We start from the raw sequence: 25,353 nt of genomic DNA, 5'->3' as shown, positions 1-25,353 counted from the left end.
GCCCGCGAGAGCCGTCTCCCCAGAAATCTGCGCGCCAGGGACAGCGCCTGCGTTTGCGGGACTCGTCCTGGCAACCCTTGCCCCTAACGTTCGCTTCACAGGCACCAGCCGGGCCTGCCCGATCAACCGAGGAGAGCAAGCGTCATGTTCAAGGGACTCGAAGGCAAGAGCGCCATCGTCACCGGTGGCTCCACACTGATAGGCGCGGGCGTGGTGCGCGCCCTGCATGCGGCGGGCGTGAAGGTCGTCATCGCCGACATCGACGCCGGCAACGGCCAGGCCCTGGCCGATTCGCTGGGCACCGGCGTGCGCTTCGTGCGCACCGACATCACGGACGACGCGCAGGTGAAGGCCTGCGTGGCTGAGGCAGCCGAGCGGCACGGCGGCGTGCACTTTCTCGTCAACCTGGCGTGCTCCTACGTGGACGATGGCTTCAAGTCGCCCCGCGCCGACTGGCTCACCTCGTTCAACGTGAACGTGGCCAGCGCGGTGGCGATGCTGCAGGCCGTGCATCCGCACATGGTGGCGGCCGGTGGCGGAGCGGTGGTCAATTTCACGAGCATTTCGTCGAGCGTGGCGCAGACGGGCCGCTGGCTCTATCCGGTGAGCAAGGCCGCGATGGCGCAGCTCACGCGCAACATGGCGATGGACCTCGCGCCCGACCGCATCCGCGTGAACAGCGTGTCGCCGGGCTGGACCTGGTCGGCCGTGATGAACCAGCTCACGAATGGCGACCGCGCCAAGACCGACCGCGTGGCCGCGCCCTTCCACCTGCTGGGCCGCGTCGGCGACCCCGATGAGGTGGCGCAGGTGGTGCTGTTCCTGTGCTCCGACCACGCGAGCTTCGTGACCGGCGCCGACTATGCGGTGGACGGCGGTTACTCCGCCATGGGCCCCGAGCAGGCCGTGCCGGCCATTCCCAAGTTGATGGACTAGCAAGCAACCAAGCAAGGAGCAAGGCAATGAAGCGAATCGCAATCGTCGGCGCGGGCCAGTCGGGCCTGCAACTGGGGCTGGGCCTGCTTGCCGCGGGCTACGAGGTCACGATGTTCAGCAACCGCACGGGCGAGGACATCCGCCAGGGCAAGGTCATGTCGAGCCAGTGCATGTTCCACACCTCGCTGCAGATCGAGCGCGACCTGGGGCTCGACCACTGGGGCAGCGTGTGCCCCACGGTGGAAGGCATCGGCCTGGCCGTGCCGCATCCCGAGCAGAAGGGCTCCAAGGCCATCGACTGGGTGGCACGGCTGAATTCGAGCGCACAGTCGGTCGACCAGCGCGTGAAGATTCCGGCGTGGATGGACGAATTCCGGAAGAAGGGCGGCGAGCTCGTCTTCAAGGATGCGGGCATCGACGAGCTCGAGACCTGCACGCAGACGCACGACCTCACGCTGGTGGCCAGCGGCAAGGGCGAAATCTCCAAGCTCTTCGAGCGCGACGCTCACAAATCCACCTACGACAAGCCGCAGCGTGCACTGGCGCTGACCTACGTGAAGGGCATGAAGCCGCGCGAGCCGCACTCGGCGGTGTGCTTCAACCTGATTCCCGGCGTGGGCGAGTACTTCGTGTTCCCGGCACTGACGACCACGGGCCCGTGCGAGATCATGGTGTTCGAAGGCGTGCCCGGCGGCCCGATGGACTGCTGGGCCGACGTGAAGACGCCCGAGGAACATCTGGCGCGCAGCAAGTGGATCCTCGACACCTTCACGCCGTGGGAGGCCGAGCGCTGCCACGACATCGAGCTGACCGACGACAACGGCATCCTCGCGGGCCGCTTCGCGCCCACGGTGCGCAAGCCGGTGGCAACCCTGCCATCGGGGCGCAAGGTCCTGGGCCTGGCCGACGTGGTGGTGCTCAACGATCCGATCACGGGGCAGGGCTCGAACAACGCGGCCAAGTGCGCGGACACCTACCTCAGGAGCATCCTCGCGCGCGGCGACGGCCCGGCCGACGCGGCCTGGATGCAGCAGACCTTCGACCGCTACTGGTTCGGCTACGCGCAATGGGTCTCGCAGTGGACCAACATGCTGCTGGCACCGCCGCCGCCCCACGTGCTCAACCTGCTCGGCGCGGCCGGTGCGATGCCGCCGCTGGCCAGCGCATTCGCCAACGGCTTCGACGATCCGCGCACCTACTTCCCTTGGTTCGCGGACCCGACCGAGGCGCAGCGCTTCATCGACACCTGCGCCGCCGTCGCATAGCCTGGAGCGGAGCCCATCATGAAGCGACGCGTGGCCATCGTCGGCGCCGGCCAGTCCGGCATGCAGCTCGCCCTGGGCCTGCAGCGCTCGGGGTTCGAGGTGACGGTCTTCTCCAACCGCAGCGCGCAGGAGATCGGCGAAGGGCCGGTGATGTCCAGCCAGTGCATGTTCGAGACCGCGCTGCAGACCGAGCGCGAGTTGGGACTGGACTGGTGGGCGGACGAGTGTCCGCCGGTGGAGGGCATCGGCATCGCGGTGCGCAATCCGGAGGGCGGCAAGGCCATCGAATGGAGCGCGAAGCTCGACGGCCCCGCGCAGTCGGTCGACCAGCGGCTCAAGATTCCCGCGTGGATGGCCGAGTTCGAGAGGCGCGGCGGCCGGCTGGTGCTGCAGGACATGGGCATCGACGACCTGGAGACCTGCGCGCGGATGAACGACCTCGTGGTCGTCGCGAGCGGCAAGGGCGAGATCTCCAGGCTCTTCGAGCGCGACGACGAGCGCTCCCCGTACGAGCAGCCGCAGCGCGCATTGGCGCTGACCTACGTGAAGGGCATGAAGCCGCGCGCGTCGCAATCGGCGGTGTGCTTCAACCTGATTCCCGGCGTGGGCGAGTACTTCGTGTTTCCGGCGCTGACGACCACGGGGCCGTGCGAGATCATGGTGTTCGAAGGCGTGCCTGGCGGCCCGATGGACTGCTGGGCCGACGTGAAGACACCGCAGCAGCACCTTGCCCGCAGCAAGTGGATCCTGGAAACCTTCCTGCCCTGGGAGGCCGAGCGTTGCCGCGACATCGAGCTGACCGACGACAACGGCATCCTCTCGGGCCGCTTCACGCCCACGGTGCGCAAGCCGGTGGCGCGGCTGCCGTCGGGCCGCAAGGTTCTGGGCCTGGCCGACGCGGTGGTGCTCAACGATCCGATCACCGGACAGGGCTCCAACAACGCGGCCAAGTGCGCCGACATCTACCTCAAGCGCATTCTCGAACACGGTGACGCGCCCTTCGACGCCGCATGGATGCAGCAGACCTTCGACCGCTACTGGGAAGGCTATGCCCGCTGGGCCACAGGCTGGACCAACAGCCTGCTCGCGCCGCCCCAACCTCATCTGCAGAAGCTGCTGCAGAGCGCCGCCAGCATGCCCGCGGTCGCGAGCATCGTGGTCAACGGCTTCGACGACCCGCGCGCCTTCGCGCCCTGGTGGTTCGATGCCGCCGAGGCGGATCGCTTTCTCGAAGATCGGGCGCGCGAGGCCGTGGTGGACCGCTTCGACCGGCGCGACTTCCGCAAGGCGCTGGGGCAGTTCAGCACCGGCGTCACTGTGATCACCACCCGCGCGATGGACGGCCGCCGAGTGGGCATGACCGCCAACTCGTTCTCCTCGGTCTCGCTCGATCCGCCGCTGGTGCTCTGGAGCCTCGCGCGGCAGGCACCGAGCCTGGCCGACTTCACCGGCGCGAGCCATTTCGCGATCAACGTGCTGGCGGCGAACCAGCATCACCTGTCGCGGCAGTTCTCGACGCCGCAGGCGGACAAGTTCGGCGGCGTGGAGTGCTGCGAGGGCACGTCCGGCGTGCCGCTGCTCAACGGCGTGATCGCGCGATTCGTGTGCCGCAACGTCAGGCAGTACGATGGCGGCGACCACCTCATCTTCATCGGCGAGGTCGAGCGCTACGACCGCTTCGACGGCGAGCCGCTGGTCTTTCATTCGGGCTACTACCAGGTGACCACAAGACATCCGGAATGCATGCAATGAGCGCGCGGCCCGCATCAACCACCATCCCATGAACGGAGCAAAACACATGCAGCAGAAAGCACCTCAAGCAGCGGCACCACAACGCATCCGCATCGAGGCCACCGACGCGAGCGGCAGTTTCAGCGGCTACCTCGCACTGCCGGCCTCGGGTACCGGCCCTGGCCTGGTCATCGCGCAGGAAATCTTCGGCGTGAACTCCACGATGCGCGAGGTGGCCGACTACTACGCGGAAGAAGGCTACGTGGTGCTCGTGCCCGACCTGTTCTGGCGCCAGCAGCCCGACGTGGAGCTGGGCTACTCGCCCGAGGACTGGCAGCGCGCCTTCGGCTTCTACCAGGGCTTCGACGAGGCCAAGGGCATGGAGGACATGCAGGCTGCCATCACCGCCCTGCGCCAGCGCCCCGAAGTGCAGGGTGCCAAGGTCGGCGTGCTCGGTTTCTGCCTCGGCGGCAAGCTGGCCTACCTCGCGGCCTGCCGCACCGACGCGGACGTGGCCGTGGGCTACTACGGCGTGGGCATCGATGCCGCGCTCGACGAGGCCGACAAGATCAGGCGCCCGCTCACGCTGCACATCGCAGAGCTCGACAAGTTCTGCCCGCCCGAGGCGCGCGACCGCATCGTCGCGGCGCTCAAGGGCCGCCCCGGCGTCTCGCTGCACGTGTACCCGGGCATGGACCACGCCTTCGCTCGCCTGGGCGGCGAGCACTACCACAAGCCCTCGGCGCTGATGGCGCACGAGCGCAGCATCGCCACGCTGAAGGACGCCATCGGCCCGCACTACGACCTTTCGGCGCTTTGGGACAAGCACTGCGAGTACGAGTTCGGCACGCGCAACGTCGACGACACCATGAGCACCATGGTGGCCGAGCCCTACGTCAACCACATCCCGACCATGACCGGCGGCGTGGGCTACAGGAACCTGCACGCCTTCTATTCGAACCACTTCGTCAACAGCAACCCGCCCGACACCTCGCTGGTGCCGATCTCGCGCACCATCGGCGCCACGCAGGTGGTCGACGAGATGCTGTTCTGCTTCACCCACACCACCGAGATCCCGTGGATGCTGCCGGGCGTGGCGCCCACCGGCAAGCGCGTGGAGATTCCGCTGCTCGCGGTCATCAAGTTCCGCGGCGACAAGCTCTATCACGAGCACATCTACTGGGACCAGGCCAGCGTGCTGGTGCAGGTGGGCTTGCTCGACCCGAAGCTGCTGCCGGTGGCCGGCATCGAGACGGCGCGCAAGCTGCTCGACGAGACGCTGCCGTCGAATACGCTGATGGAGCGCTGAGCGCTGAGCGCTGAGCGCTGAGCGCTGAGCGCTGAACGCTCAGCCCGAGGCCTTCACCGCATCCACCAGGAAGCGCACGAAGGCCTTCGCTGCATCGGGCAGCGAGCGGCCCGCCATGGTCTCGATGGCGAGATGCCGCTCGTGCATCTCGCGGTCCTTCAGCGCAATGGCGACCAGCGCCTTGCTCTGCAGCAGCGTGCGGATCGACAGCGGCCCGTAGAAGGCGATGCTGCCGCCGCCCGCGGCCGCGAAGCTCAGCAGCGAGTTCGCATGGTTGCTGGACATGGCCAGCTCGTAGCGCAGCTCCTGCCGCGAGCAGCTGGCATCGAGCAGCCGGCGGATGGAGCTGTCTTCCTGCGGCAGCCCCAGCGGATAGGCCACCACCTGGCGAAGCGACAGCTGCCGCTGCTGCGCGAGCGGATGGTCCATCGCCATCACCGCAAGGATGGGGCTCGGGTGCCGCAGCTCGACCTCGATGCCTGGCTCGGGCAGGGCGCTGAGGGTGATACCCACGTCGGTTTCGCCATCGCGCACCAGCCGCGAGATGTCGGCGGGCGCACACACCTCCAGGTGAAAGCGGATGCCCGCGTGCTTGAGGCGGAACTGCGCGATCAGCCGGGGAATGAAGTCGAAGGCGAAGCCCTCGGTGCTCGCCACGCGCACATGGCCGCTGCGTAGTCCGCGCAGGCCGGCGATCTCGTTGGCGACGCGCTCGATGTCCTGCTGCGCGCGCTTGGCGTGCGCCGCCAGCAGCTCGCCCGCAGCGTTGGGCACCATGCCGCGCGCATGGCGCTCGAAGAGCAGGGTGTCGAGCTCGCGTTCGAGCCGCGCCACCTGCCGGCTCACGGCCGAGGGCGCGACGTTGAGCTTGACCGCGGCTTCCTTCACCGAGCCGGTCTTCACGACCTCGAGAAAGTAGCGCACCGCGGTTTCCTGCAAGGCACGAGGCGCCATGGATTTGCTCCTGCACGTGGTCTGGATGGATGCTGTCGATTGCCGATTCGGCAACGCAGAATTCTAAACATTGCGCTTGTGACACCGTCATGACGCTCCTAGGATCGGCCCGTCTGCACCCTGAACCCCGCTGAACCTCGTCTTCCAGTCGATATTCCAGGAGTCCCGATGAACCGTCTCCCGCTCGTGGCGCGCATCGCATTGCTTTGCTGCAGCCTTGGACTTGGCGCCGTACCGCTGGCGTCGCTCGCTGCCGAGACGGGGTTTCCCGTACGGCCGGTCACGCTGGTGATTCCTTTCCCGCCCGGCGGAGCCACCGACGTCAACGGCCGCGTGATCGCGCAGCGCCTGGGCAAGGAACTGGGCCAGCCGGTGGTGATCGAGAACCGCGGCGGCGCCGGCACGGTGGTCGGCGCGAGCTACGTGGCCAAGTCCGCGCCCGATGGCTACACGCTGCTGCTGAGCTCGGGCTCCACCTTCACCGTCAACCCCGCGATCCGCAGCAACCTGCCCTACGATCCGGTGAAGAGCTTCGAGCCCATCGGCATCGCCGGGCGCGTCGCGCTGATCCTTCTGGCGAACAGCGAAGTGCCGGTGCAGACGGTGAAGCAGTTCGTCGACTACGTGAAAGCCGCGCCGGGCAAATACTCGTACGGCTCCTTCGGCACCGGCACCACCGCGCAGTTCGCGGGCGAAACCGTGCTGCATGCCACCGGCCTGAAGATGACGCATGTGCCCTACAAGGGCAGCGCACCGGCCATGACCGACCTGATGGGCGGCCAGATCCCGTTCAGCATCGACACCGTGAGCGCGGCTGTCCCGCAGCTCAAGAGCGGAAAGATCAAGGCCATCGCGCTGACCACCGCGAAGCGCTCGGCGCTGCTGCCCGATGTGCCCACCTTCGCCGAGAGCGGATACCCCGAGGTCGAGATGGATTCCTGGCTCATGCTGGCCGCGCCGAAGGGCGTGCCCGCCGACGTGAAGGCGAAGCTGGAGAAGGCCCTGGCCGCGACCATCGCCGACCCGGAAACGAAGAGCAAGCTGCTGGCCGCGGGGCTCGAGCCGAGCTACAGCAGCGCCGCGGCGGGCGTGGAGCTCATCAACCGCGAACTGCCCATCATGCGGGCCGTCGCCGCAAGAGCCAACATCACTGCAGATTGACTTGGCACTCCACCAGGCTTCGCGCACTTCGTGTTGCTGCGCCAACCCCCTCGCCGGGGCGACACCCACGGCCCGGCGAAGCCGGTTCCGTGGTGTCCCGCGAATTCGCAGCGCCATGCCCAGAACAAGAGACATCCATGACCTCTGCCAAGACAACCCACGATTCCGCCAGCGAACTCGTCGAAAAATCCGCCGTCGAACTGCGCCGCCTCATCGGCAGCAAGCAGGTCTCGCCCGTCGAGCTGCTGGAGGCATGCATCGCGCGCATCGAGCGCGTGAACCCTTTCGTCAATGCAGTCACAGCCACCTGCTTCGAGCGCGCGCGCGCTGAAGCGAAGGCGGCCGAAGGCGCCGTGATGCGCGGCGACAGGCTGGGCCTGCTGCACGGCCTGCCGATGGGCGTGAAGGACCTGGAGCCCACCGAGGGCCTGCTCACCACCTGGGGCTCGCCGATCTACCGCGACCATGTGCCGACGGAAGACATCGAGCTCGTAGCGCGCCTGCGCCGCGCGGGCGCCGTTGTCGCGGGCAAGACCAACGTGCCGGAGATGGGCGCGGGCGCCAACTCGCGCAACGACGTCTGGGGCGCCACCGGCAACCCCTTCAATCCGAACCTCAACGCGGGCGGCTCCTCGGGCGGCTCGGCGGCCGCGCTGGCCTGCGACATGCTGCCCGTGTGCACTGGCTCCGACACCGGTGGCTCGCTGCGCATTCCCGCCGCGAAGTGCGGCGTGGTCGGCTTCAGGCCATCGCCCGGCGTGGTGCCCAGCGTGCGCAAGCCGCTGGGCTGGACGCCGATCTCTGTCGTCGGCCCCATGGGCCGCACCGTGGAAGAAGCCTGCCTGCAGCTGGCGGCATCGGCCGGCATGTGCGCGGGCGATCCGCTGAGCTATCCGCTCGACCCGATGTCGTTCCTCACGCCGCCGCCCGTCGACCTGGGCCGGCTGCGCGTGGCATGGACCGAAGACTTCGGCACTTGCGCCGTGGACGACGGCATCCGCGCCACCTTCCGCCGCAAGATCGAAGCGATGCGGCACCTGTTCGGCCGCTGCGACAGGGTCGAGTTCGACATGGGCGAGGCGCACCGCTGCTTCGACGTGCTGCGCGCCGAGGCCTTCGTGGCCGGCGTGCAGGCGGCCTACGAGCGCGACCCCGACAGCCTCGGCCCCAACCCGCGCGCCAACTACGAGATGGGCGCGAAGATGAGCCTGCTCGACAGTGCCTGGGCGCAGGCCGAGCAGACCCGGCTGCTGAAGCGCTTCCAGGCCACCTTCGCCGACTACGACCTCGTGCTGTCGCCGACCACGCCGGTCTCGCCCTTCCCGTGGACGCAACTGTACGCAGCCGCCATCAACGGCGAGCCGCAGGCCAACTACTACCGCTGGCTGGCGCTGACCTACGTGGTCACGCTGACCACGCACCCCGCGATCACGCTGCCCTGCGGCCTCGACCATGCGGGCATGCCCTTCGGGCTGCAGGTGGTGGGCGGCTTCAGGGCCGACCACCAGGTGCTGGGTGCAGCCCATGCGATGGAGGCGGCGTTCTCGTCCAGCGCGCAGCTGCGCAGGCCGCGTCCCGATCTCACCGCTTTGCGCGCGGCCGAGCCGGCGCTGACTTCGATCGTCAAGGCGCCACCGGTCTATGGCGACGGCAGCGCTGCGGCATCGGCCGCCGTATCGGCGGTCTAGGCCCCGGCCGCCATGTCGGCCGTCTAGGAATTCGCCACCGCGTAGGGCGTGAACCGGCTTTCGTTCTCGTTCACGTCCAGCGCCCGCCCGATGAACGGGAACGCCCGCTGCGGGCAGGCCGTGCGCTCGCACACCTTGCAGCCCATGCCGATGGGCGTGGGCGCTTCCTGGTCCGCGAGGTCGAGGCCCTTGGAATAGACCAGCCTCGGCGCATGCCGGATGTCGCAGCCCAGGCCGATCGCGAAGGTCTTGCTCGGTGAGCCGAAGCCGCGCTGTCCGTGCGACACGGTGCGCGCCACCCACAGGTAGGTGCGCCCGTCGGGCATGCGCGCGAGTTGCCGCAGCACCCGCCCGGGCTGCGCGAAGGCTTCGTACACGTTCCACAGCGGGCAGGTGCCGCCGGTCTTCGAGAAGTGGAAGTGCGTGGCCGACTGCCGCTTCGAGATGTTGCCCGCGCGGTCCACGCGGATGAAGAAGAAGGGCACGCCGGGCGCGCCGGGCCGCTGCATCGAGCTCAGGCGGTGGCAGACGGTTTCGAAGCCCACGCCGAAGCGGCGCGCCAGCAGGTCGATGTCGTAGCGCAGGGATTCCGCCGTCTTCAGGAACAGGCCGTAGGGCAGCAGCATGGCGCTGGCGAAATAGTTCGCCAGGCCGATGCGGGCCAGCGCATGCGTGGGCGCGTCGTCGTTGAAGTCGGCGCCCTGCAGCAGCAACTCGATGAGCCGCGCCTGCTCCAGCAGCGCCAGCTGGGTCGCGAGCTGGAAGGCCTGCTGGCCGGGCTCCAGGCCGGCCGACAGGTGCAGCACGCGGCTGGCGGGGTCGTAGCGGCGCTGGCTGTCGATGGCGTCGTCATCGGTGGGAACCACATGCACGCCGTGCTGCTTCGAAAGGCGCTGCTGCAGCCATTCCGACAGCGGACCACCGCGGGCGCGCGCTTCGTCGGCGAGCTTTTCCGCCTGCAGGTCCAGCTCCTCGAAATGGTTCTGGTGGGCGAAGAAGAAGTCGCGCACCGCCTCGAAGGGCATGGGCCGCGCGTTGGTGAGTTCGCCGCGTCCGTCGCCCAGCTCGGCGGCCATGATCTCCAGCCGCTCCATCGCTTCCTGGTGGCGGCGGTGCAGCGCGAGCAGCGCGCGCGCAACGGCCGGCATCTGCGAGGCCACCTCGCGCAGCTCGGGCAGGGCGACGGGTTCACCGCCGGGGTTGTCGGCCAGAGCGTCGCGCATGCCAGAGACCAGGCGGGCTTCCTCGTCTTCCGAGAACTGCTGCACGTCGACGCCGAGCGTGCGGCTGATCCTGAGCAGCACGGCCACGGTGAGCGGCCGCTGGTTCTGCTCAAGCTGGTTCAGGTAGCTGGGCGACAGGCCCAGCGCCTGCGCCAGCGCCACCTGCGTCATGCCGCGCTCGGCGCGCAGCTTGCGCAGGCGCACGCCCATGAAGGTCTTGCTCATCGTGCGGCTCCTTGCTGCATCTGTGGTATTCGCAATATTTGCAAATCTGGCGTTTTCTATTCGCAATGATTGGCAAATTCAGTCCTTCATTATGGGTACGCATTTGCGTAAATTGCGAATCATGACAAACCGGAACACGGCGCTCGAACTCACGGAAATCGTGTTTCCGGAGCATGCGAACCACTACGGCACGCTGTTCGGCGGCAACGCGCTGATGCTGATGTCCAAGGCAGCCTTCCTGGCGGCGCGCGACTTCGCGCAGGCCGACGTGGTCATGGCCGGTTGCGGCGACGCGCAGTTCCTCGCGCCCGTGCCGGTCGGCAGCGTGCTGCGGCTGCGCGCATGGATCAGCCGGCGGGGCCGCAGCTCGCTCACCGTCAGCGTCACCGGCAGCTTCGAGCAACTGGGGCAGGCGCCGCGCGAGGCGCTGCGCTCCTTCTTCGAGATGGTCGCCGTCGACAAGAGCGGGCGGCCCAGGCGCATCCCCAACGCACAACCGAACCCAGAAAAGGAAGCAGCATGAACGACACCGCCTCCCCTGCCGAAGCCCTCACCGGCTTCAAGCCGAAGAAGTCCGTGGCCCTGTCCGGCGTGACGGCCGGCAACACTGCGCTGTGCACCGTCGGGCGCACCGGCAACGACCTGCACTACCGCGGCTACGACATCCTCGACATCGCCGAGGTCTGCGAGTTCGAGGAAATCGCGCACCTGCTGGTGCACGGCAAGCTGCCCACGGCGGCGGAGTTGCGCGCCTACAAGGCGAAGCTCAGGTCGATGCGCGGCCTGCCCGCGAGCCTGAAAGAGGCGCTGGAGCAACTGCCCGCCGGCGCGCATCCGATGGACGTGATGCGCACCGGCGTGTCGTCGCTGGGCTGCATGCTTCCCGAGAAGGAAGACCACAACCTGCCCGGCGCGCGCGACATTGCCGACCGGCTGATGGCTTCGCTCGGTTCGATGCTGCTGTACTGGTACCACTGGTCCACGCAGGGCAAGCGCATCGACGTGGAAACCGACGACGACTCCATCGGTGGCCACTTCCTCCACCTGCTGCATGGCCGCAAGCCCTCCGAGGCCTGGGTGCGCGCGATGCACACCTCGCTCAACCTCTACGCCGAGCACGAGTTCAACGCATCGACCTTCACCGCGCGCGTGGTGGCGGGCACCGGCTCCGACATGTACTCGGCCATCACCGGCGCCATCGGCGCACTGCGCGGGCCCAAGCACGGCGGCGCCAACGAGGTGGCCTTCGAGATCCAGAAGCGCTACGACTCGCCCGGCGAAGCCGAGGCCGACATCCGCCGCCGGGTGGAGGCCAAGGAGGTGGTGATCGGCTTCGGCCACCCGGTCTACACGGTGAGCGATCCACGCAACGTGGTCATCAAGGGCGTGGCGAGGTCGCTGTCGCAGGAGGCGGGCTCGACCAAGATGTTCGACATCGCCGAGCGGCTCGAAGGCGTGATGTGGGAAGTCAAGAAGATGTTTCCCAACCTCGACTGGTTCAGCGCCGTGAGCTATCACATGATGGGCGTGCCCACGGCCATGTTCACGCCGCTCTTCGTCATCGCGCGCACCTCGGGCTGGGCGGCGCACATCATCGAGCAGCGCGTCGACAACAAGATCATCCGGCCCAGCGCCAACTACACCGGGCCGGAAGACCTGGAGTTCGCGCCGATCCAGGATCGGAAGTAAAAAGACAAGAAGGCAAGAGGCCCGAGCGCCGCCCCATGAACACCCAGTACCGCAAGAACCTTCCCGGCACTTCGCTGGACCATTTCGACGCGCGCGAGGCCGTCGAGTCCCTGCGTCCAGGCGCATGGGCCACGCTACCCTACACCTCGCGCGTGCACGCCGAGAATCTTGTGCGCCGCTGCGATCCGGCCATCCTCGAACAGAGCCTGCGGCAGATCGTCGAAGGCAAGCGCGAGCACGACTTTCCGTGGTTTCCGGCGCGCGTGGTGTGCCACGACATCCTGGGGCAGACCGCGCTGGTCGACCTTGCCGGCCTGCGCGATGCCATCGCGGAGCAGGGAGGAGACCCGGCGCAGGTGAACCCGGTGGTGCCGGTGCAGCTCGTCGTCGACCATTCGCTGGCGGTGGAGTGCGGCGGCTTCGATCCCGATGCCTTCGCCAAGAACCGCGCCATAGAAGACAGGCGCAACGAAGACCGCTTCCACTTCATCGACTGGACGAAGCGGGCCTTCAGGAATGTGGAGGTGATACCGCCGGGCAACGGGATCATGCATCAGATCAACCTGGAGCGGATGTCGCCCGTGGTGCACGCGCAGGACGGCGTGGCCTACCCCGACACGCTGGTCGGCACAGACAGCCACACGCCGCACGTCGACGCGCTGGGCGTCATCGCCATCGGCGTGGGCGGGCTGGAGGCCGAGAACGTGATGCTGGGCCGGGCCTCGTGGATGCGCCTGCCCGTCATCGTCGGCGTGAAGCTCTCGGGCCGGCCGCGGCCGGGCATCACCGCCACCGACGTGGTGCTGGCGCTCACCGAGTTCCTGCGCCAGTCGAAGGTGGTGGGCGCGTACCTGGAGTTCCATGGCGAAGGCGCCGCGAGCCTCACGCTGGGCGACCGCGCGACCATTTCCAACATGGCGCCCGAATACGGCGCCACGGCCGCGATGTTCGCGATCGACCAGCAGACCATCGACTACCTGCGCCTCACCGGCCGCAGCGACGAGCAGGTGCGGCTGGTGGAAACCTATGCGAAGCACACCGGCCTGTGGGCCGATGCGCTGAAGGACGCGGTGTACGAGCGCGTGCTGCACTTCGACCTCTCGACGGTGGTACGCAACATGGCGGGCCCGTCGAATCCGCATGCGCGCGTGGCCACCGCTGATCTCGCGGCGCGCGGCATCGCGGCGCCGTGGCGCGACGAACCGGGCCGCATGCCCGACGGCGCCGTGATCATCGCGGCCATCACCAGCTGCACCAACACCAGCAACCCGCGCAACGTGATCGCCGCCGGCCTGCTTGCGCGCAATGCCAACCGGCTGGGGCTCGTGCGCAAGCCCTGGGTCAAGTCTTCGCTGGCGCCGGGCTCCAAGGCCGTGACGCTCTACCTGCAGGAAGCAGGCCTGATGGGCGAGCTCGAAAAGCTCGGCTTCGGCGTGGTGGCCTATGCCTGCACCTCGTGCAACGGCATGTCGGGCGCGCTCGATCCGGCGATACAGCAGGAGATCGTCGAACGCGACCTCTACGCGACGGCGGTGCTCTCGGGCAACCGCAACTTCGACGGCCGCATCCATCCGTATGCGCGGCAGGCCTTCCTGGCCTCGCCGCCGCTGGTGGTGGCCTACGCCATCGCCGGCACCGTGCGCTTCGACATCGAGCGCGACGTGCTCGCCGTGGTCGAGGGCAGGGAAGTGCGGCTGAAGGACATCTGGCCCGACGACGCGGAGATCGACGCCATCGTGAAGTCCAGCGTGAAGCCCGCGCACTTCCGCGAGGTGTACGAGCCGATGTTCGCGATCCGGCCCGATGCGGGCGACAAGGTGGCGCCGCTGTACGACTGGCGCCCCGCCTCCACCTACATCCGCCGCCCACCCTACTGGGAAGGCGCGCTGGCCGGCGAGCGCACGCTCAGGGGCATGCGGCCGCTGGCGATCCTGCCGGACAACATCACCACCGACCACCTCTCGCCCTCCAACGCGATCCTGATGGACAGCGCCGCCGGCGAGTACCTCCACAAAATGGGCCTGCCCGAGGAGGACTTCAATTCCTACGCCACCCATCGCGGCGACCACCTCACTGCGCAGCGCGCCACCTTCGCCAACCCGACGCTCAGGAACGAGATGGTGCGCAAGGAAGACGGCAGCGTGCGCGTCGGTTCGCTGGCGCGCGTGGAGCCTGAAGGGCAGGTCATGCGCATGTGGGAGGCCATCGAAACCTACATGCTGCGCGGGCAGCCGCTGATCATCGTGGCGGGCGCCGACTACGGCCAGGGCTCCTCGCGCGACTGGGCCGCCAAGGGCGTGCGCCTCGCGGGCGTGGAGGCCATCGCGGCCGAGGGCTTCGAGCGCATCCACCGCACCAACCTGATCGGCATGGGCGTGCTGCCGCTCGAATTCAAGCCCGGCACCAGTCGCCTCACGCTGGGCCTGGACGGCACCGAGACCTACGACGTGACCGGCGCGCGCGAGCCGCGCGCCGACCTCACGCTGGTGGTCCGCCGCTGCAACGGTGAACGGCTCGAAGTGCCGATGACCTGCCGCCTCGACACCGCCGAGGAGGTGTCGATCTACGAAGCGGGCGGCGTGCTGCAGCGCTTCGCACAGGATTTCCTTGCCTCGGCCGCGCCCGTGGCCGCATGAACCGAGAATCGCAGCCCATGGCTTCCTTCGCACCACAGATCAGGATTCCCGCCACCTACATGCGCGGCGGCACCAGCAAGGGCGTGTTCTTCCGCCTGCAGGACCTGCCCAGGGCCGCGCAGGTGCCCGGCAAGGCGCGCGATGCGCTGCTGCTGCGCGTCATCGGCAGCCCCGACCCCTACGGCAAGCAGATCGACGGCATGGGCGCCGCCACCTCGAGCACCAGCAAGGCGGTGATTCTTTCGAAGAGCGACAGGCCCGGCCACGACGTGGACTACCTCTTCGGCCAGGTGTCGATCGACCAGCCCTTCGTCGACTGGAGCGGTAATTGCGGCAACCTGTCGGCGGCGGTCGGGCCCTTCGCGATTTCCAATGGCCTCGTCGACTCGAGCCGCGTGCCGCGCGACGGCGTGGCGGTGGTGCGCATCTGGCAGGCCAACATCGGCAAGACCATCGTCGCGCGCGTGCCCATCAGCGACGGCGCGGTGCAGGAGACCGGCGACTTCGAGCTCGACGGCGTGACCTTCCCGGCCGCCGAGGTGCAGCTCGAATTCATGGACCCGGCGGCGGAAGAAGAGGGCGCGGGCGGCGCGATGTTTCCGACCGGCAATCTGGTCGACGAACTCGAAGTGCCGGGCGTCGGCAGGCTGCGCGCGACGATGATCAACGCCGGCATCCCGACCATCTTCGTGGAGGCCGAGGCCATCGGCTACACGGGCACCGAGCTGCAGGACGCGATCAACGGCGACGTCGCCGCGCTCGCGAAGTTCGAAGCCATCCGCGCGCACGGCGCGGTGCGCATGGGGCTCATCAGGCACATCGGCGAAGCGGCAGGGCGCCAGCACACGCCCAAGGTCGCGTTCGTCGCGAGGCCAGCGAGCTACACGGCTTCCAGCGGCAAGCCGGTCGCGGCGGGCGATGTCGACCTGCTGGCGCGCGCGCTGTCCATGGGCAAGCTGCACCACGCCATGATGGGCACGGCGGCGGTGGCCATCGGCACGGCGGCGGCCATTCCGGGCACGCTGGTCAACCTCGCGGCCGGCGGCGGCGAGCGCTCGGCGGTGCGCTTCGGCCATCCCTCGGGCACGCTGCGCGTGGGCGCGCAGGCCAGCCGGGTCGATGGCGAATGGCGCGTGACCAGGGCCGTGATGAGCCGCAGCGCCCGCGTGCTGATGGAAGGCTGGGTGCGCGTGCCCGGCGATACCCTCTGACTTTCCAGAATCACAAGACAACCAGACAACAAGGAAGAACCGATGTCGACTCGCAAGACCCTCCGAGCCCTGGCCGAAGCGCGCCGGGGCATGCTGGTGCCGGGTGCCTTCAACGCGCTGTCGGCGCGCGTGATCGAGGACCTGGGCTTCGAGGCCATCTACGTCACCGGCGCAGGCGTCACCAACATGTGGTTCGGCCTGCCCGACCAGGGCTTCATGGGCCTGCACGAGATCGCCGACCACACGGCGCGCATCCGCGACGCGGTGGGCCTGCCGCTGATCGTGGACGCCGACACCGGCTTCGGCAACGCGCTCAACGTGCGCCACACGGTGCGCGTGCTGGAGCGCGCGGGTGCCGACTGCATCCAGTTCGAGGACCAGATCGCACCCAAGCGCTGCGGCCACTTCTCGGGCAAGGACGTGATCTCCACCGAGGAGGCAGTCAACAAGATCAAGGCTGCCGTCGATGCGCGCACCGACCCCGATCTGCTCGTGATGGCCCGCACCGACGCCGCCGCCACGCTGGGCTTCGAGGCCGCCATCGAGCGCGCGCAGAAGTTCAGCGAGGCGGGTGCAGACATCCTCTTCGTGGAGGCCGTGACCACGGCCGACGAGATCCGCGCGCTGCCGCAGCGGCTGAAGAAGCCGCAGCTCATGAACATGGTGATCGGCGGCAGGACGCCGATCTTCGGCGCCGAGGAACTCGCCGGGCTGGGCTACGGCATCGTGCTGTATGCCAACGCGGCGCTGCAGGGGGCAGTCGCCGGCATGCAGAAGGCGCTGACGGTGCTGCGCGACACGAAGCGCGTGGACGAAGACCCGGCGCTGGTCGTGCCCTTCGCGGAACGCCAGCGGCTGGTGGGCAAGCCTGAACTCGACGCGCTGGAGAAGCGGTACGCGAGCTGAGCAGGAGAAGGCGGGAGAAGGCAGGACAAGGGCTGGCGCCGCTAGCGCAGCACCAGCACCGGGATGTGAGAGTGCGTCAGCACATGCAGCGTCTCGCTGCCCATCAGCAGGCGCGCCAGGCTGCGCCGGCCGTGAGAGGCCATCACGATCAGGTCGCACTGCTGGTTCTTCGCGGCCGCGATGATGGCCTCGGCCACCTGGTTCGACTTCATGACCACCGCCCTCGGATTGCGCACGCCCCTGGCGGTGGCGGCGGCGACCGACTTGTCGACCAGCCGGCGCGCGGCATGGTCCGACTGCTCCTGCGCGGCCTCGATGTCGCGCTGGCTCAGCATCAGCGATCCTTCGAAGTAGCCGACGGGCTCGATGTGCGCGACGGTGACGCTCACCAGTTCGGCGTTGCAGAGCAGGGCCAGATCGATGGCGGCATTGACCGCCTGCTCCGACAGCGCAGAGCCGTCGGTTGCCACGAGAACACGCTTGTACATGGCAGGCTCCTTGGCCCCCGGCACCGCGGGTGCCCTCGAATTCCAGTCTAGTCGGCCATGGCGGCGGTGCAAGCGGTCGCGGGCAATTGCGGCGCGATCAGAGGCGGCCCTCTATTTTTCGCGCCGGCTGCCGATATAGCTTCTTTCCCTTGCGGACAACCAGAGGAGGACAGAGATGCTCAATACCATCGGCGCGAGCGGCGGCGCAACAGGCAGCGGGGTCAACGTGAACGCCGAGATCGCGAAGATCCAGCGGCAGATCACCGCCACGCAGAAACAGATCGGCGAGACGCAGGCCCAGCTGCTCGCCGCGCCCGAGGATGCCCGCGATGCGATCCGGATGCAGCTCGAGGCGCTCGCGGCGAAGCTCGCGATGCTGCAGCAGCAGATGAATGCGCTGCGCAACGCCGGCGTCCAGCAGAGCGCGATGGCCTCGCTGGAGGAAAGCGCCGCGGGCACGCAGCGCGCCAGTCGCGGTGCGTCGGGCACGCTCGGCAGCGTGGTGGACGTGCAGGCCTGACTGTCCGCTTGATCGCCCGCGGGGTCAGCCGCCGCGCTCGGGCCAGCGGTGCCGCGTTCCGCCAGAGCGCCGGTCTGCCTTTTCCGCCACCACGCCCTGCGCGAGCAGTTCCTCGCCGCGCTGCTCCAGGTGGTGCAGGCAGCGCAGGAGGGCGTCCAGGTCCGCGGGCGCCACGCCTTCCAACAGTTCCGTGTTCAGCCCCGCGATGCGCGGAAAGAGCCTGCCGAAGAGCTGCTGGCCCGAGGCGCTCAGCCGCACATGCACTTCGCGCCGGTCTTCCGCGTTCTGCCGGCGCTGCACCAGCTTCTTCTCGACCAGGCTGCGCAGTCCGCGCGAGGTGCGCACACGGTCCAGGTGCAGCTGGGTGGCCAGCGCCGATGACGTCATCTCGCCCTCCTGGGCGAGCGTGGCGATCATTCCCCACTCGCGGCGCGTGATGCCGAAGCCGCCCTCGACCAGCCGCGTCGCCATGCCGCTGCCCGCGCGCACGGCGCGCGCCATGCGGTAGAGCAGCAGGTCGTCCAGTGAATGGGGCGCGCGCAACGCTCCTGCATTGGGGAAAGCTTGTTGCATACAGGTGACGGAACGTGAAGGGCGCGAGCGGTTGAAGTGTGGTTCGCCCGCCTCGGCAGGCACTTGATTGATTAGATCAACTGTTTCCCTGTACGTATAAACCAGTAACAAATTTGAACGACCGGAAACAGTCTTGGTGCGCGATTTTCGCCGCGAAACCGCGCCTGCCCGTCCTTCCGTTCGTGCCCACCTCCGCAGGAGACCCGATCCGATGCCCGCATTCCTTTCCCGGCGCAAGCTCATCATGGCATGGGGCGTCGCCCTGGCCGCCTGCGCTCCCCTGGCCCAGGCCCAGGCGCCCGCCGCGCTGGACGGTGGGCCGCTCACCCTCGTGGTCGGCTATGCCCCGGGCGGCAGCACCGACCGCATCGCGCGGCTGATCGCCGAGCGGCTCACGCCGAAGCTGGGCGTGCAGGTGAGCGTGGAAAACCGTCCGGGTGAGGGCGGCCGTCTCGCGGCCAAGGAAGTGAAGCGCGCGCCCGCCACGCAAAACGTGCTGATGCTGGGCAACCCCGCCGTGATGGTGGTTGCGCCGCTGGTCATCAAGGACGCGGGCTACGACCCCGACAAGGACTTCGTGCCCGTTTCGCAGGTGAGCAGCTACGACTTCGCGCTGGCCGTCGGCAGCAAGCTCCAGCTCGACCGCGCGATGTTCCTCGTGGGCCGGCTGTGGGCGCACCCCGAGGAAGCCATCTTCGGCGTGCCCGCCACCGGTAGCCTGCCGCACTTCTTCGGCCTGATGGTGGGCGACGCGCTGAGCGTGCAGCCGCAGATCAAGGGTTACGGCGGCTCGGCGCCGCTGGCGGCCGACCTGGTCAACGGCAGCCTGCCGATTGCCATCGACACGCTCGACTCGCTCTATCCGCAGCACGTGGCCGGCAAGATCCGCATCCTGGCCACCTCGGGCAAGAAGCGCGCGAGCTTCGCGCCCAACATCCCGACCTTCAGCGAGGCCGGCATGAAGATCGACGCCGACGGCTGGAACACCTTTTTCGCGCCAGCGGCCATGCCGCCCGCCAAGGTGCAGCTGCTGGCCAATTCGATCCGCGACGTGATGAAGGACCCGGGCCTGCACAAGGCGGCCGACGCGCTCTTCATCACGCCCGTTTCCAGCAACGCGGCGGAAACGACGCAGATGCTGAAGGCCTACCGCGCACAGTGGGAGCCGGTCGTGCGCCGCTCCGGTTTCCACCCCTGAGGACCGAACGCCCCGGAGGGCGTTCCCTTCGACTCGTCAGCTGGCGAGCGCCCGCATCTCGGAGATCAGATCGGCCTTGCCCTCGAAGCCGATGCCCGGCAGCGGCGGCAGGGTGACGTAGCCGTTGTCCACCTTCACGCCGTCGGGGAAGCCGCCGTAGGGCTGGAACAGGTCGGGGTAGCTCTCGTTGCCACCCAGGCCGAGGCCGGCGGCAATGGCCAGCGACATCTGGTGGCCGCCGTGCGGGATGCAGCGCGAGGGCGACCAGCCGTTTTCCTTCAGCATGTCGAGCGTGCGCAGGTACTCGACGAGGCCGTAGCTCAGCGCGCAGTCGAACTGCAGCCAGTCGCGGTCGGGGCGCATGCCGCCGTGGCGGATGAGGTTGCGCGCGTCCTGCATCGAGAACAGGTTCTCGCCCGTGGCCATCGGGCCGGCATACACCTCGCCCAGCTTGGCCTGCAGTTCGTAGTCGAGCGGATCGCCCGCTTCCTCGTACCAGAAGAGCGGGTACTGCGAGAGCGCGCGGCCGTAGTCGATGGCGGTGGGCAGGTCGAAGCGGCCGTTGGCGTCCACCGCGAGCTGCTGGCCGGGGCCGAGGATCTTCAGCACCGACTCGATGCGCTCGCAGTCCTCGGCCAGCGTGGCGCCGCCGATCTTCATCTTCACCACCGAGTAGCCGCGCTCCAGGTAGCTGGTCATCTCGCGCTGCAGGCCTTCGAGGCCCTTGCCGGGGTAGTAGTAGCCCCCCGCCGCGTAGACGAACACGCGCGGGTCCGGCTTGCCGGTGCCGTAGCGCTCGGCCAGCAGTTGGTAGAGCGGCTTGCCCGCGATCTTGGCGGTGGCGTCCCACACGGCCATGTCGATGGTGCCCACGGCCACCGAGCGCTCGCCATGGCCGCCGGGCTTCTCGTTGATCATCATGCGGGCCCAGATCTTGTGCGGATCGAGGTTGTCGCCGGTCTCGTCGAGCAGCGAGGCCGGGTCGGCCTCCAGCAGGCGCGGCAAAAAGCGCTCGCGGATCAACCCGCCCTGGCCGTAGCGGCCATTGGAATTGAAGCCGTAGCCGACGACGGGCCTGCCGTCGCGGATCACGTCGGTGACCACCGCCACGAGGCTCAGGGTCATCTTCGAGAAATCGATGTAGGCGTTGCGGATGTCCGACTTGATGGGGCGGGTGGATTCGAGGATGTTGACGATTTTCATGGTCGGGTTCCGGGTGGAAGAGAGGGAAAGCGAAAGAGGTTCAGAGATGCAGCGACGAGCCGCCGCAGATCGGGATGTCCTGCCCCGTGATGGCCGCCGCCTGCGGCGAAAGAAGAAAGCCGGTGAGCGCCGCGATCTCCTCGGGCTGGATCAGCCGGCCGATGGGCGGCAGGCGCGGTGCGCTGCCCGCGCGGGCCGGGTCCTGAAGCATCGATGTCTGCGTCGCGCCGGGCGACACCACGTTGACGGTCACGCCGTGCGAGGCGACTTCCGCCGCCCAGCTTCGCGCGAGCGCGATCAGCGCGGCCTTGGTCGCGGCGTACTGGCCGCGCCCGGGCAGGCCCTGCGCGACGCGGCTGCCGACGAACACCACGCGGCCGTTGCCACGCGCCGCCATCGCGGGCACGAGCGCGTCGGCCAGGCGCGTGGCAGCGTCCACGTGCAGGCGCCACATCAGTTCGCCGCCCGCATGGTCGAGTTCGCCCAGCGGGCCGACGCGCAGCACGCCGGCCGCGTGCACCAGCGCGCCCGCGTCCTGCAGCGCCGAGGCGGTGCGCGCGATGGCGGCGGCGTCGCTGAGGTCCACCGCCACATGCAAGAAGCCGGCGTGAGAAGACAGGGTAGGTGGGGCCAGGTCCAGCCCGCTCACGCGCCAGCCCGACTGCAGCAGGTGCGAGGCGATGGCGCGGCCGATGCCGCCGCTGCTGCCCGTCACCACGGCGTGCGGAAGCTGGGCTCCCTTATTCGACATGGATGTTGCCCTCGGTGATGATCTTCTTCGAGCGCGCCATGTCCTCGGCCTGGAACTTCGCGAAGTCCTCGACGCTGCCCGGCGTCAGCAGCAGGCCCTGCGCGTTCAGCGTCTCGCGCATGTCGGTGCCCAGCGCCTTGTTGACCTCGGCGTTCAGCCGCTGCGTGATGGCCGGCGGCAATTTCGCCGGGCCCCACAGGCCGTACCAGCTGTAGAACTCGTAGCCGGGGATGCTCTCGCCCACCGTGGGCACGTTCGGCAGGCTGGTGGCGCGCGTGGCCGAGGTGACGGCAATCACCTTTAGCATGCCGCTCTTGTGGTACTGCAGCGAGCCGAGGATGGGGTCGATGAAGCCGTCGATCTGCCCGCCGATCAGGTCCTGGAAGGCAGGCGCCGTGCCCTTGTACGGCACGATCAGGTAGTCGAGCCCGCCGCCCGCGCGCTTGAGCAGCTCGGTCGACAGGTGCCCCGCCGAGCCGATCGAGCCCACCGCGAAGGTCATCTTGCCGGGGTGCGCCTTGGCGTAGGCGATGAGCGACTTCACGTCGTTCACCGGCAGGTTCTTGTTGACCGCCACCGACAGCGGCGCCTTGGCCACCAGCGCCACCGGGGTGAAGTCGCGCACCACCTCGTAGGGCACCGACTTCATGGTCATCGGCGCGGTGGTGAAGGTCGATGCGTTGAACAGCAGCGTGTAGCCGTCGGCCGGCGCCTTCGACACCACGTCGGCGCCGATCACGCCGTTGCCGCCGGGGCGGTTCTCCACGATGAAGGTCTGGCCCGTCTGCTCGCCCAGTTTCTGCGCCAGCAGGCGGCCGACCGTGTCGAGCGTGCCGCCGGGCGGGAAGGGAATCACCATGCGCACCGGGCGGGCGGGCCAGTTCTGGGCGAGGCCGGCGGTCGATACGGCGGCCAGTGCGAGCGCGGCCAGCGTGGCGCGCAGGAAGTGCTTGCGTTGCATGTCTCTTGTCTCCTGGTTTTCTTTTCACCGAGGGGCGCGGCCCCCTGCTGTCAGCGCTTCGACAGGCCCGCCTGCTCGACGGCGGCGCGCAGCGCGTCCATCTCGCGCGCGTTGGGCGCCTCCGTGGGCGGGCGCACCGTGGCGTTCTCCAGCACGCCGGCCAGGTACATGCCGCCCTTCATGCGGGCGTGGGCCTCGCCGGTGGGCTCGCCGCCGCCGTACACCGCGTCCTTCAGCGGCGTGATGAGCGCCTGCACCGCCATCGCCTTCTTCAGGTCGCCGGCCTTCACCGCGTTCCACAGGTCGATGATGAGTTGCGGGATGAAGGTCGCGAAGCCGACCAGCGCGCCGTCCACGCCCTGCACCATCGACGCCAGCAGGTACTCGTCGTGGCAGGTGAGGATGGCCTTGGAGGCATCGGCCTCGCGGATCGCCTGGATGTCGCGGGCGTACTTGTTCATGTCGCGCTGGCCCACCTTGAAGGCCTGCAGGTAGGGCAGGCGTGCCAGTTCGGCCAGCAGCTGCGACGAATACGAGGCGCGCGTCCAGGCCGGGTACACGTGGCAGACCAGGTCCAGTTCGGGCGCGGCGCGGTGGATGGCCTCGAAGTACTGCAGCGCGTGGCCGGGCGTGAAGCCGAAGCGCAGCCAGTGGTGCGGCGGCATCACGTCCAGCGCCACCGCGCCGGCGGCCTGGGCGGCGCGGGCGTGCTCGGCGGCTTCGGCCAGGCCTTCGCAGACGATCGACGAGATCACCGGCATGCGGCCGCGCAGCTCGTCGGCGACGATGCGCGTGACCTCGGCGCGCTCCGAGGGCGTGAGCGAGAACACCTCGCCGGTGTGGCCGTTGGTCATGACCGCCACCACGCCGTCATGGCCGGCGAGCCAGGAGGCCAGCTTGCGCAGCGCGGGTTCGTCGATGCGGTGGTCGGCCGTGAAGGGGCAGGAAATGGCGGGAATGATCCCGCGATAATTCGCGATGGAAGGCATGCTGTGTCTCCGTGGTGGTTCAAGGTGCAGGAATGGGTGCATCTTTTGCCGGCGGGGTGCGGACCGTCCAATACTCGAATCGCATACAACTATTCAACCCGACCGACCGCGCAGCGCATGGGCCCCGGCAACCGACCCCTCGACCTCGAATGGCTGGAAGACTTCCTGGCCCTGGCCGAGACCGGCAATTTCTCGCGCGCCGCGCAGGCGCGCTCCATCGCGCAGCCCGCCTTCAGCCGCCACATCCGCTCGCTGGAGGAATGGGTGGGCGTCGATCTGTTCGACCGCAGCGCGCACCCCACTGCGCTCACGGCCGCCGGCAAGCGCTTCCAGCCGCTGCTGCAGGAAGTGCTGGCGGGCCTGGAGGCCGCGCGCATCAAGGCCCGCGCCGCGCACGACCTGGCAGCCGCCAGCCTGAGCTTTGCCGCCACGCACGTGCTCTCGCTCACCTTCTTTCCGCGCTGGCTCGCGAGCGTCGAATCGCGGCTGAGCATGGGCCCGATCCAGACGATTTCCGACAGCTCCTACGCCTGCGAAGACCTGATGCTGCAGCGCCGCGTGCAGTTCGTGCTGTGCCACGGCCATGCCGACGCGCCGGGCCGGCTCGACGAGGCACAGTACCCCGTGCGACGGCTGAGCGAAGACGTGCTCGTGCCAGTGAGCGCGCCCGATACCGGCGGCGCCCCGCTGCATGCGCTGGGCAAGGGCCAGTCGCCTTCCGTGCTGGCCTACAGCGAGGCCTCGGGCCTGGGCCGCATCATGCGTGCCATCCAGGACATCGAGTTCGGCAAGGACTTCGCCGCGTCGCTGTCCATCGTTTTCACCGCCCACCATGCAGCGCTGCTGCGCACCATGGCGCTCGAAGGCCGCGGTCTCGCATGGCTGCCGATGAGCCTGGTGTCGGGCGACCTGCGCGGCGGCGCGCTGGTCGATGCCGGCGCGGGCGGCTGGCGCGTGCCGGTGGACATACGCCTGTACCGCCAGCAGGCGCAGATGGCGCCGGTGGCGGAGGCGTTGTGGGGGCTGGTCAGCGAGGCCGGCTGATCAGCACAGTCCGTTTCAGTTGGCGCAGCGCGCTTCCAGCGCATCGAGGAAGCTGCGGTCCCAGCGGCCTTCCTTCATCGCCGCGATGGTGCGCGCCTCGGTCTCCAGGTGCGCGCGCGCCTTCTCGATCAGCAGCTCCGCCTCGTCGGGCGAAAAGGCCATCAGGCCGTCCTGGTCGCCCACCACGATGTCGCCGGGGTTCACGATCATTCCGCCGACCGACACCGGAACGTTGATCTCGCCGGGGCCGTCCTTGTAGGGACCGCGGTGATTCACGCCGCGCGCGTACACCGGGTAGTCGCGCTCGCGGATCTCGGCCACGTCGCGGATGGCGCCGTCGAGCACCAGGCCGGCGGTGCCGATGGTCGCGGTGTAGAACGACAGGATGCCCCCGATCACCGCGTTGTTGAGGTCGCCGCCCGCGTCGATCACCAGCACGTCGCCGGGCCTGCAGAACTCGAAGGCGCGCATGGGCGTGAGGTTGTCGCCGCCGCGCGTCTTCACGGTCACGGCCGTGCCCGCCATGGTCTTGTGGCCGGGGCGGTGATAGGGCTGCAGGCCCACGCTGCCGATGTTGCGGTGCATGTTGTCGCTGAGCGCGGCCACCGGGATGTCGCGCAGCGCGGCAATGATGTGTGGCGCCACCTGCGGTGCCGACGGGTTCTTGCGAATGGCTTTGTAGGGCATGGGGA

General features: G+C 68.7%; 23 protein-coding genes and 1 pseudogene. 15 read left to right on the top strand and 9 right to left on the bottom strand.

The features are described 5' to 3' along the window. The first annotated feature begins 144 nt into the window (after positions 1-144). The 5 genes and pseudogenes from ABL838_RS25650 (at position 145) to ABL838_RS25630 (ending at position 5,241) form a co-directional block, all read left to right on the top strand. On the top strand, positions 145-936 hold the full coding sequence (locus ABL838_RS25650) for an SDR family oxidoreductase (RefSeq protein WP_184642248.1): 792 nt from the start codon (positions 145-147) through the stop codon (positions 934-936). 26 nt (positions 937-962) lie between these two features. Next, positions 963-2,201 carry a styrene monooxygenase/indole monooxygenase family protein gene (locus tag ABL838_RS25645; protein WP_418122504.1) on the top strand — a complete coding sequence of 413 codons (1,239 nt, stop codon included), beginning with the start codon at positions 963-965 and terminating at the stop codon, positions 2,199-2,201. An 18-nt stretch (positions 2,202-2,219) separates the two neighbouring features. Further along, positions 2,220-3,458: pseudogene (locus ABL838_RS25640) on the top strand (styrene monooxygenase/indole monooxygenase family protein); the annotation flags it as partial. After that, positions 3,453-3,953, top strand: a complete 501-nt coding sequence (locus tag ABL838_RS25635; protein WP_311737081.1) for a flavin reductase family protein — start codon at positions 3,453-3,455, stop codon at positions 3,951-3,953. The pseudogene ABL838_RS25640 and the gene ABL838_RS25635, both read left to right, overlap by 6 nt. Before the next feature lie 46 nt (positions 3,954-3,999). Beyond that, positions 4,000-5,241 (top strand): dienelactone hydrolase family protein, encoded by a 1,242-nt coding sequence (locus tag ABL838_RS25630; protein WP_418122502.1) that lies wholly within the window; start codon positions 4,000-4,002, stop codon positions 5,239-5,241. A 39-nt stretch (positions 5,242-5,280) separates the two neighbouring features. Here ABL838_RS25630 and ABL838_RS25625 read toward each other — a convergent pair whose 3' ends face one another. After that, positions 5,281-6,195 carry a LysR family transcriptional regulator gene (locus tag ABL838_RS25625; RefSeq protein ID WP_126025010.1) on the bottom strand — a complete coding sequence of 305 codons (915 nt, stop codon included), beginning with the start codon at positions 6,193-6,195 and terminating at the stop codon, positions 5,281-5,283. 168 nt (positions 6,196-6,363) lie between these two features. Here ABL838_RS25625 and ABL838_RS25620 point away from each other — a divergent pair, with 168 nt between their 5' ends. Together ABL838_RS25620 and ABL838_RS25615 are read left to right on the top strand one after the other, a co-directional pair. Further along, complete coding sequence (locus tag ABL838_RS25620; RefSeq protein ID WP_418122500.1) at positions 6,364-7,356, top strand: Bug family tripartite tricarboxylate transporter substrate binding protein; 993 nt, start codon at positions 6,364-6,366, stop codon at positions 7,354-7,356. A gap of 137 nt (positions 7,357-7,493) precedes the next feature. Further along, positions 7,494-9,044 carry an amidase gene (locus ABL838_RS25615; protein ID WP_418122498.1) on the top strand — a complete coding sequence of 517 codons (1,551 nt, stop codon included), beginning with the start codon at positions 7,494-7,496 and terminating at the stop codon, positions 9,042-9,044. A 23-nt stretch (positions 9,045-9,067) separates the two neighbouring features. Here ABL838_RS25615 and ABL838_RS25610 read toward each other — a convergent pair whose 3' ends face one another. Further along, on the bottom strand, positions 9,068-10,492 hold the full coding sequence (locus ABL838_RS25610; RefSeq protein WP_418122497.1) for a short-chain fatty acyl-CoA regulator family protein: 1,425 nt from the start codon (positions 10,490-10,492) through the stop codon (positions 9,068-9,070). A gap of 121 nt (positions 10,493-10,613) precedes the next feature. On the opposite strand from ABL838_RS25610, the gene ABL838_RS25605 reads away from it, so the two are divergent. The 5 genes from ABL838_RS25605 to ABL838_RS25585 are packed head-to-tail and all read left to right on the top strand — an operon-like array spanning position 10,614 to position 16,934. Further along, positions 10,614-11,015, top strand: coding sequence for an acyl-CoA thioesterase (locus ABL838_RS25605; RefSeq protein WP_418117755.1), 402 nt, complete (start codon positions 10,614-10,616; stop codon positions 11,013-11,015). Next, complete coding sequence (gene prpC, locus ABL838_RS25600) at positions 11,012-12,181, top strand: bifunctional 2-methylcitrate synthase/citrate synthase (RefSeq protein WP_418122496.1); 1,170 nt, start codon at positions 11,012-11,014, stop codon at positions 12,179-12,181. The genes ABL838_RS25605 and prpC overlap by 4 nt, the downstream gene beginning before the upstream one ends. A gap of 35 nt (positions 12,182-12,216) precedes the next feature. Continuing rightward, positions 12,217-14,817, top strand: a complete 2,601-nt coding sequence (gene acnD / locus ABL838_RS25595; protein WP_418122495.1) for a Fe/S-dependent 2-methylisocitrate dehydratase AcnD — start codon at positions 12,217-12,219, stop codon at positions 14,815-14,817. 17 nt (positions 14,818-14,834) lie between these two features. Next, a complete protein-coding gene (prpF, locus tag ABL838_RS25590; protein WP_418122494.1) occupies positions 14,835-16,028 on the top strand; it encodes a 2-methylaconitate cis-trans isomerase PrpF in 1,194 nt (397 codons plus the stop codon). Positions 16,029-16,070: 42 nt separating this feature from the next. Further along, positions 16,071-16,934: an isocitrate lyase/PEP mutase family protein gene (locus ABL838_RS25585; RefSeq protein WP_418122493.1), complete on the top strand. Its 864-nt coding sequence runs from the start codon at positions 16,071-16,073 to the stop codon at positions 16,932-16,934. A 41-nt stretch (positions 16,935-16,975) separates the two neighbouring features. Here the strand turns inward: ABL838_RS25585 and ABL838_RS25580 are convergent, their stop codons facing one another. Beyond that, the gene (locus ABL838_RS25580) at positions 16,976-17,422 is read right to left on the bottom strand and encodes a universal stress protein (protein WP_126025001.1); all 447 of its coding nucleotides are present in this window, start codon (positions 17,420-17,422) and stop codon (positions 16,976-16,978) included. A gap of 175 nt (positions 17,423-17,597) precedes the next feature. Here ABL838_RS25580 and ABL838_RS25575 point away from each other — a divergent pair, with 175 nt between their 5' ends. Then, positions 17,598-17,942: a FlxA-like family protein gene (locus ABL838_RS25575; RefSeq protein WP_418117751.1), complete on the top strand. Its 345-nt coding sequence runs from the start codon at positions 17,598-17,600 to the stop codon at positions 17,940-17,942. Positions 17,943-17,966: 24 nt separating this feature from the next. Here ABL838_RS25575 and ABL838_RS25570 read toward each other — a convergent pair whose 3' ends face one another. Further along, positions 17,967-18,515 carry a MarR family winged helix-turn-helix transcriptional regulator gene (locus ABL838_RS25570; RefSeq protein ID WP_418122491.1) on the bottom strand — a complete coding sequence of 183 codons (549 nt, stop codon included), beginning with the start codon at positions 18,513-18,515 and terminating at the stop codon, positions 17,967-17,969. A 211-nt stretch (positions 18,516-18,726) separates the two neighbouring features. Between ABL838_RS25570 and ABL838_RS25565 the strand changes: the two genes are divergently transcribed. Beyond that, positions 18,727-19,713: a tripartite tricarboxylate transporter substrate-binding protein gene (locus ABL838_RS25565; RefSeq protein ID WP_369660930.1), complete on the top strand. Its 987-nt coding sequence runs from the start codon at positions 18,727-18,729 to the stop codon at positions 19,711-19,713. A gap of 36 nt (positions 19,714-19,749) precedes the next feature. Here ABL838_RS25565 and ABL838_RS25560 read toward each other — a convergent pair whose 3' ends face one another. From ABL838_RS25560 to ABL838_RS25545, 4 genes are read right to left on the bottom strand one after another with little or no spacing between them, the layout of a single operon-like run. Next, the gene (locus ABL838_RS25560; protein ID WP_418122489.1) at positions 19,750-20,916 is read right to left on the bottom strand and encodes a mandelate racemase/muconate lactonizing enzyme family protein; all 1,167 of its coding nucleotides are present in this window, start codon (positions 20,914-20,916) and stop codon (positions 19,750-19,752) included. A 40-nt stretch (positions 20,917-20,956) separates the two neighbouring features. Further along, complete coding sequence (locus ABL838_RS25555) at positions 20,957-21,667, bottom strand: SDR family NAD(P)-dependent oxidoreductase (RefSeq protein ID WP_418122487.1); 711 nt, start codon at positions 21,665-21,667, stop codon at positions 20,957-20,959. After that, a complete protein-coding gene (locus ABL838_RS25550) occupies positions 21,657-22,628 on the bottom strand; it encodes a Bug family tripartite tricarboxylate transporter substrate binding protein (protein ID WP_369660932.1) in 972 nt (323 codons plus the stop codon). The genes ABL838_RS25555 and ABL838_RS25550 overlap by 11 nt, the downstream gene beginning before the upstream one ends. 50 nt (positions 22,629-22,678) lie before the next feature. After that, entirely contained in the window at positions 22,679-23,617 is a 939-nt protein-coding gene (locus ABL838_RS25545) for a dihydrodipicolinate synthase family protein (RefSeq protein ID WP_126024994.1), read from the bottom strand. A gap of 117 nt (positions 23,618-23,734) precedes the next feature. Here ABL838_RS25545 and ABL838_RS25540 point away from each other — a divergent pair, with 117 nt between their 5' ends. Beyond that, complete coding sequence (locus tag ABL838_RS25540) at positions 23,735-24,661, top strand: LysR family transcriptional regulator (protein WP_418122484.1); 927 nt, start codon at positions 23,735-23,737, stop codon at positions 24,659-24,661. 15 nt (positions 24,662-24,676) lie between these two features. Here the strand turns inward: ABL838_RS25540 and ABL838_RS25535 are convergent, their stop codons facing one another. Then, entirely contained in the window at positions 24,677-25,348 is a 672-nt protein-coding gene (locus ABL838_RS25535) for an RraA family protein (RefSeq protein ID WP_418122482.1), read from the bottom strand. Positions 25,349-25,353 lie beyond the last annotated feature (5 nt).

The organism is Variovorax sp. 160MFSha2.1, from assembly GCF_048305075.1.
Classification (GTDB): Bacteria; Pseudomonadota; Gammaproteobacteria; order Burkholderiales; family Burkholderiaceae_C; genus Variovorax; species Variovorax guangxiensis.
This window is presented reverse-complemented; position numbering and strand designations above follow the sequence as displayed.

What these genes read in the sequence shown, in the direction of transcription:
- ABL838_RS25650 (WP_184642248.1), top strand. Translation starts at nt 145, where the DNA reads ATGTTCAAGGGACTCGAAGGCAAGAGCGCCATCGTCACCGGTGGCTCC.
- ABL838_RS25645 (WP_418122504.1), top strand. Translation starts at nt 963, where the DNA reads ATGAAGCGAATCGCAATCGTCGGCGCGGGCCAGTCGGGCCTGCAACTG.
- ABL838_RS25630 (WP_418122502.1), top strand. Translation starts at nt 4,000, where the DNA reads ATGCAGCAGAAAGCACCTCAAGCAGCGGCACCACAACGCATCCGCATC.
- ABL838_RS25625 (WP_126025010.1), bottom strand. Translation starts at nt 6,195, where the DNA reads ATGGCGCCTCGTGCCTTGCAGGAAACCGCGGTGCGCTACTTTCTCGAG.
- ABL838_RS25620 (WP_418122500.1), top strand. Translation starts at nt 6,364, where the DNA reads ATGAACCGTCTCCCGCTCGTGGCGCGCATCGCATTGCTTTGCTGCAGC.
- ABL838_RS25615 (WP_418122498.1), top strand. Translation starts at nt 7,494, where the DNA reads ATGACCTCTGCCAAGACAACCCACGATTCCGCCAGCGAACTCGTCGAA.
- ABL838_RS25610 (WP_418122497.1), bottom strand. Translation starts at nt 10,492, where the DNA reads ATGAGCAAGACCTTCATGGGCGTGCGCCTGCGCAAGCTGCGCGCCGAG.
- ABL838_RS25605 (WP_418117755.1), top strand. Translation starts at nt 10,614, where the DNA reads ATGACAAACCGGAACACGGCGCTCGAACTCACGGAAATCGTGTTTCCG.
- prpC (WP_418122496.1), top strand. Translation starts at nt 11,012, where the DNA reads ATGAACGACACCGCCTCCCCTGCCGAAGCCCTCACCGGCTTCAAGCCG.
- acnD (WP_418122495.1), top strand. Translation starts at nt 12,217, where the DNA reads ATGAACACCCAGTACCGCAAGAACCTTCCCGGCACTTCGCTGGACCAT.
- prpF (WP_418122494.1), top strand. Translation starts at nt 14,835, where the DNA reads ATGGCTTCCTTCGCACCACAGATCAGGATTCCCGCCACCTACATGCGC.
- ABL838_RS25585 (WP_418122493.1), top strand. Translation starts at nt 16,071, where the DNA reads ATGTCGACTCGCAAGACCCTCCGAGCCCTGGCCGAAGCGCGCCGGGGC.
- ABL838_RS25580 (WP_126025001.1), bottom strand. Translation starts at nt 17,422, where the DNA reads ATGTACAAGCGTGTTCTCGTGGCAACCGACGGCTCTGCGCTGTCGGAG.
- ABL838_RS25575 (WP_418117751.1), top strand. Translation starts at nt 17,598, where the DNA reads ATGCTCAATACCATCGGCGCGAGCGGCGGCGCAACAGGCAGCGGGGTC.
- ABL838_RS25570 (WP_418122491.1), bottom strand. Translation starts at nt 18,515, where the DNA reads ATGCAACAAGCTTTCCCCAATGCAGGAGCGTTGCGCGCGCCCCATTCA.
- ABL838_RS25565 (WP_369660930.1), top strand. Translation starts at nt 18,727, where the DNA reads ATGCCCGCATTCCTTTCCCGGCGCAAGCTCATCATGGCATGGGGCGTC.
- ABL838_RS25560 (WP_418122489.1), bottom strand. Translation starts at nt 20,916, where the DNA reads ATGAAAATCGTCAACATCCTCGAATCCACCCGCCCCATCAAGTCGGAC.
- ABL838_RS25555 (WP_418122487.1), bottom strand. Translation starts at nt 21,667, where the DNA reads ATGTCGAATAAGGGAGCCCAGCTTCCGCACGCCGTGGTGACGGGCAGC.
- ABL838_RS25550 (WP_369660932.1), bottom strand. Translation starts at nt 22,628, where the DNA reads ATGCAACGCAAGCACTTCCTGCGCGCCACGCTGGCCGCGCTCGCACTG.
- ABL838_RS25545 (WP_126024994.1), bottom strand. Translation starts at nt 23,617, where the DNA reads ATGCCTTCCATCGCGAATTATCGCGGGATCATTCCCGCCATTTCCTGC.
- ABL838_RS25540 (WP_418122484.1), top strand. Translation starts at nt 23,735, where the DNA reads ATGGGCCCCGGCAACCGACCCCTCGACCTCGAATGGCTGGAAGACTTC.
- ABL838_RS25535 (WP_418122482.1), bottom strand. Translation starts at nt 25,348, where the DNA reads ATGCCCTACAAAGCCATTCGCAAGAACCCGTCGGCACCGCAGGTGGCG.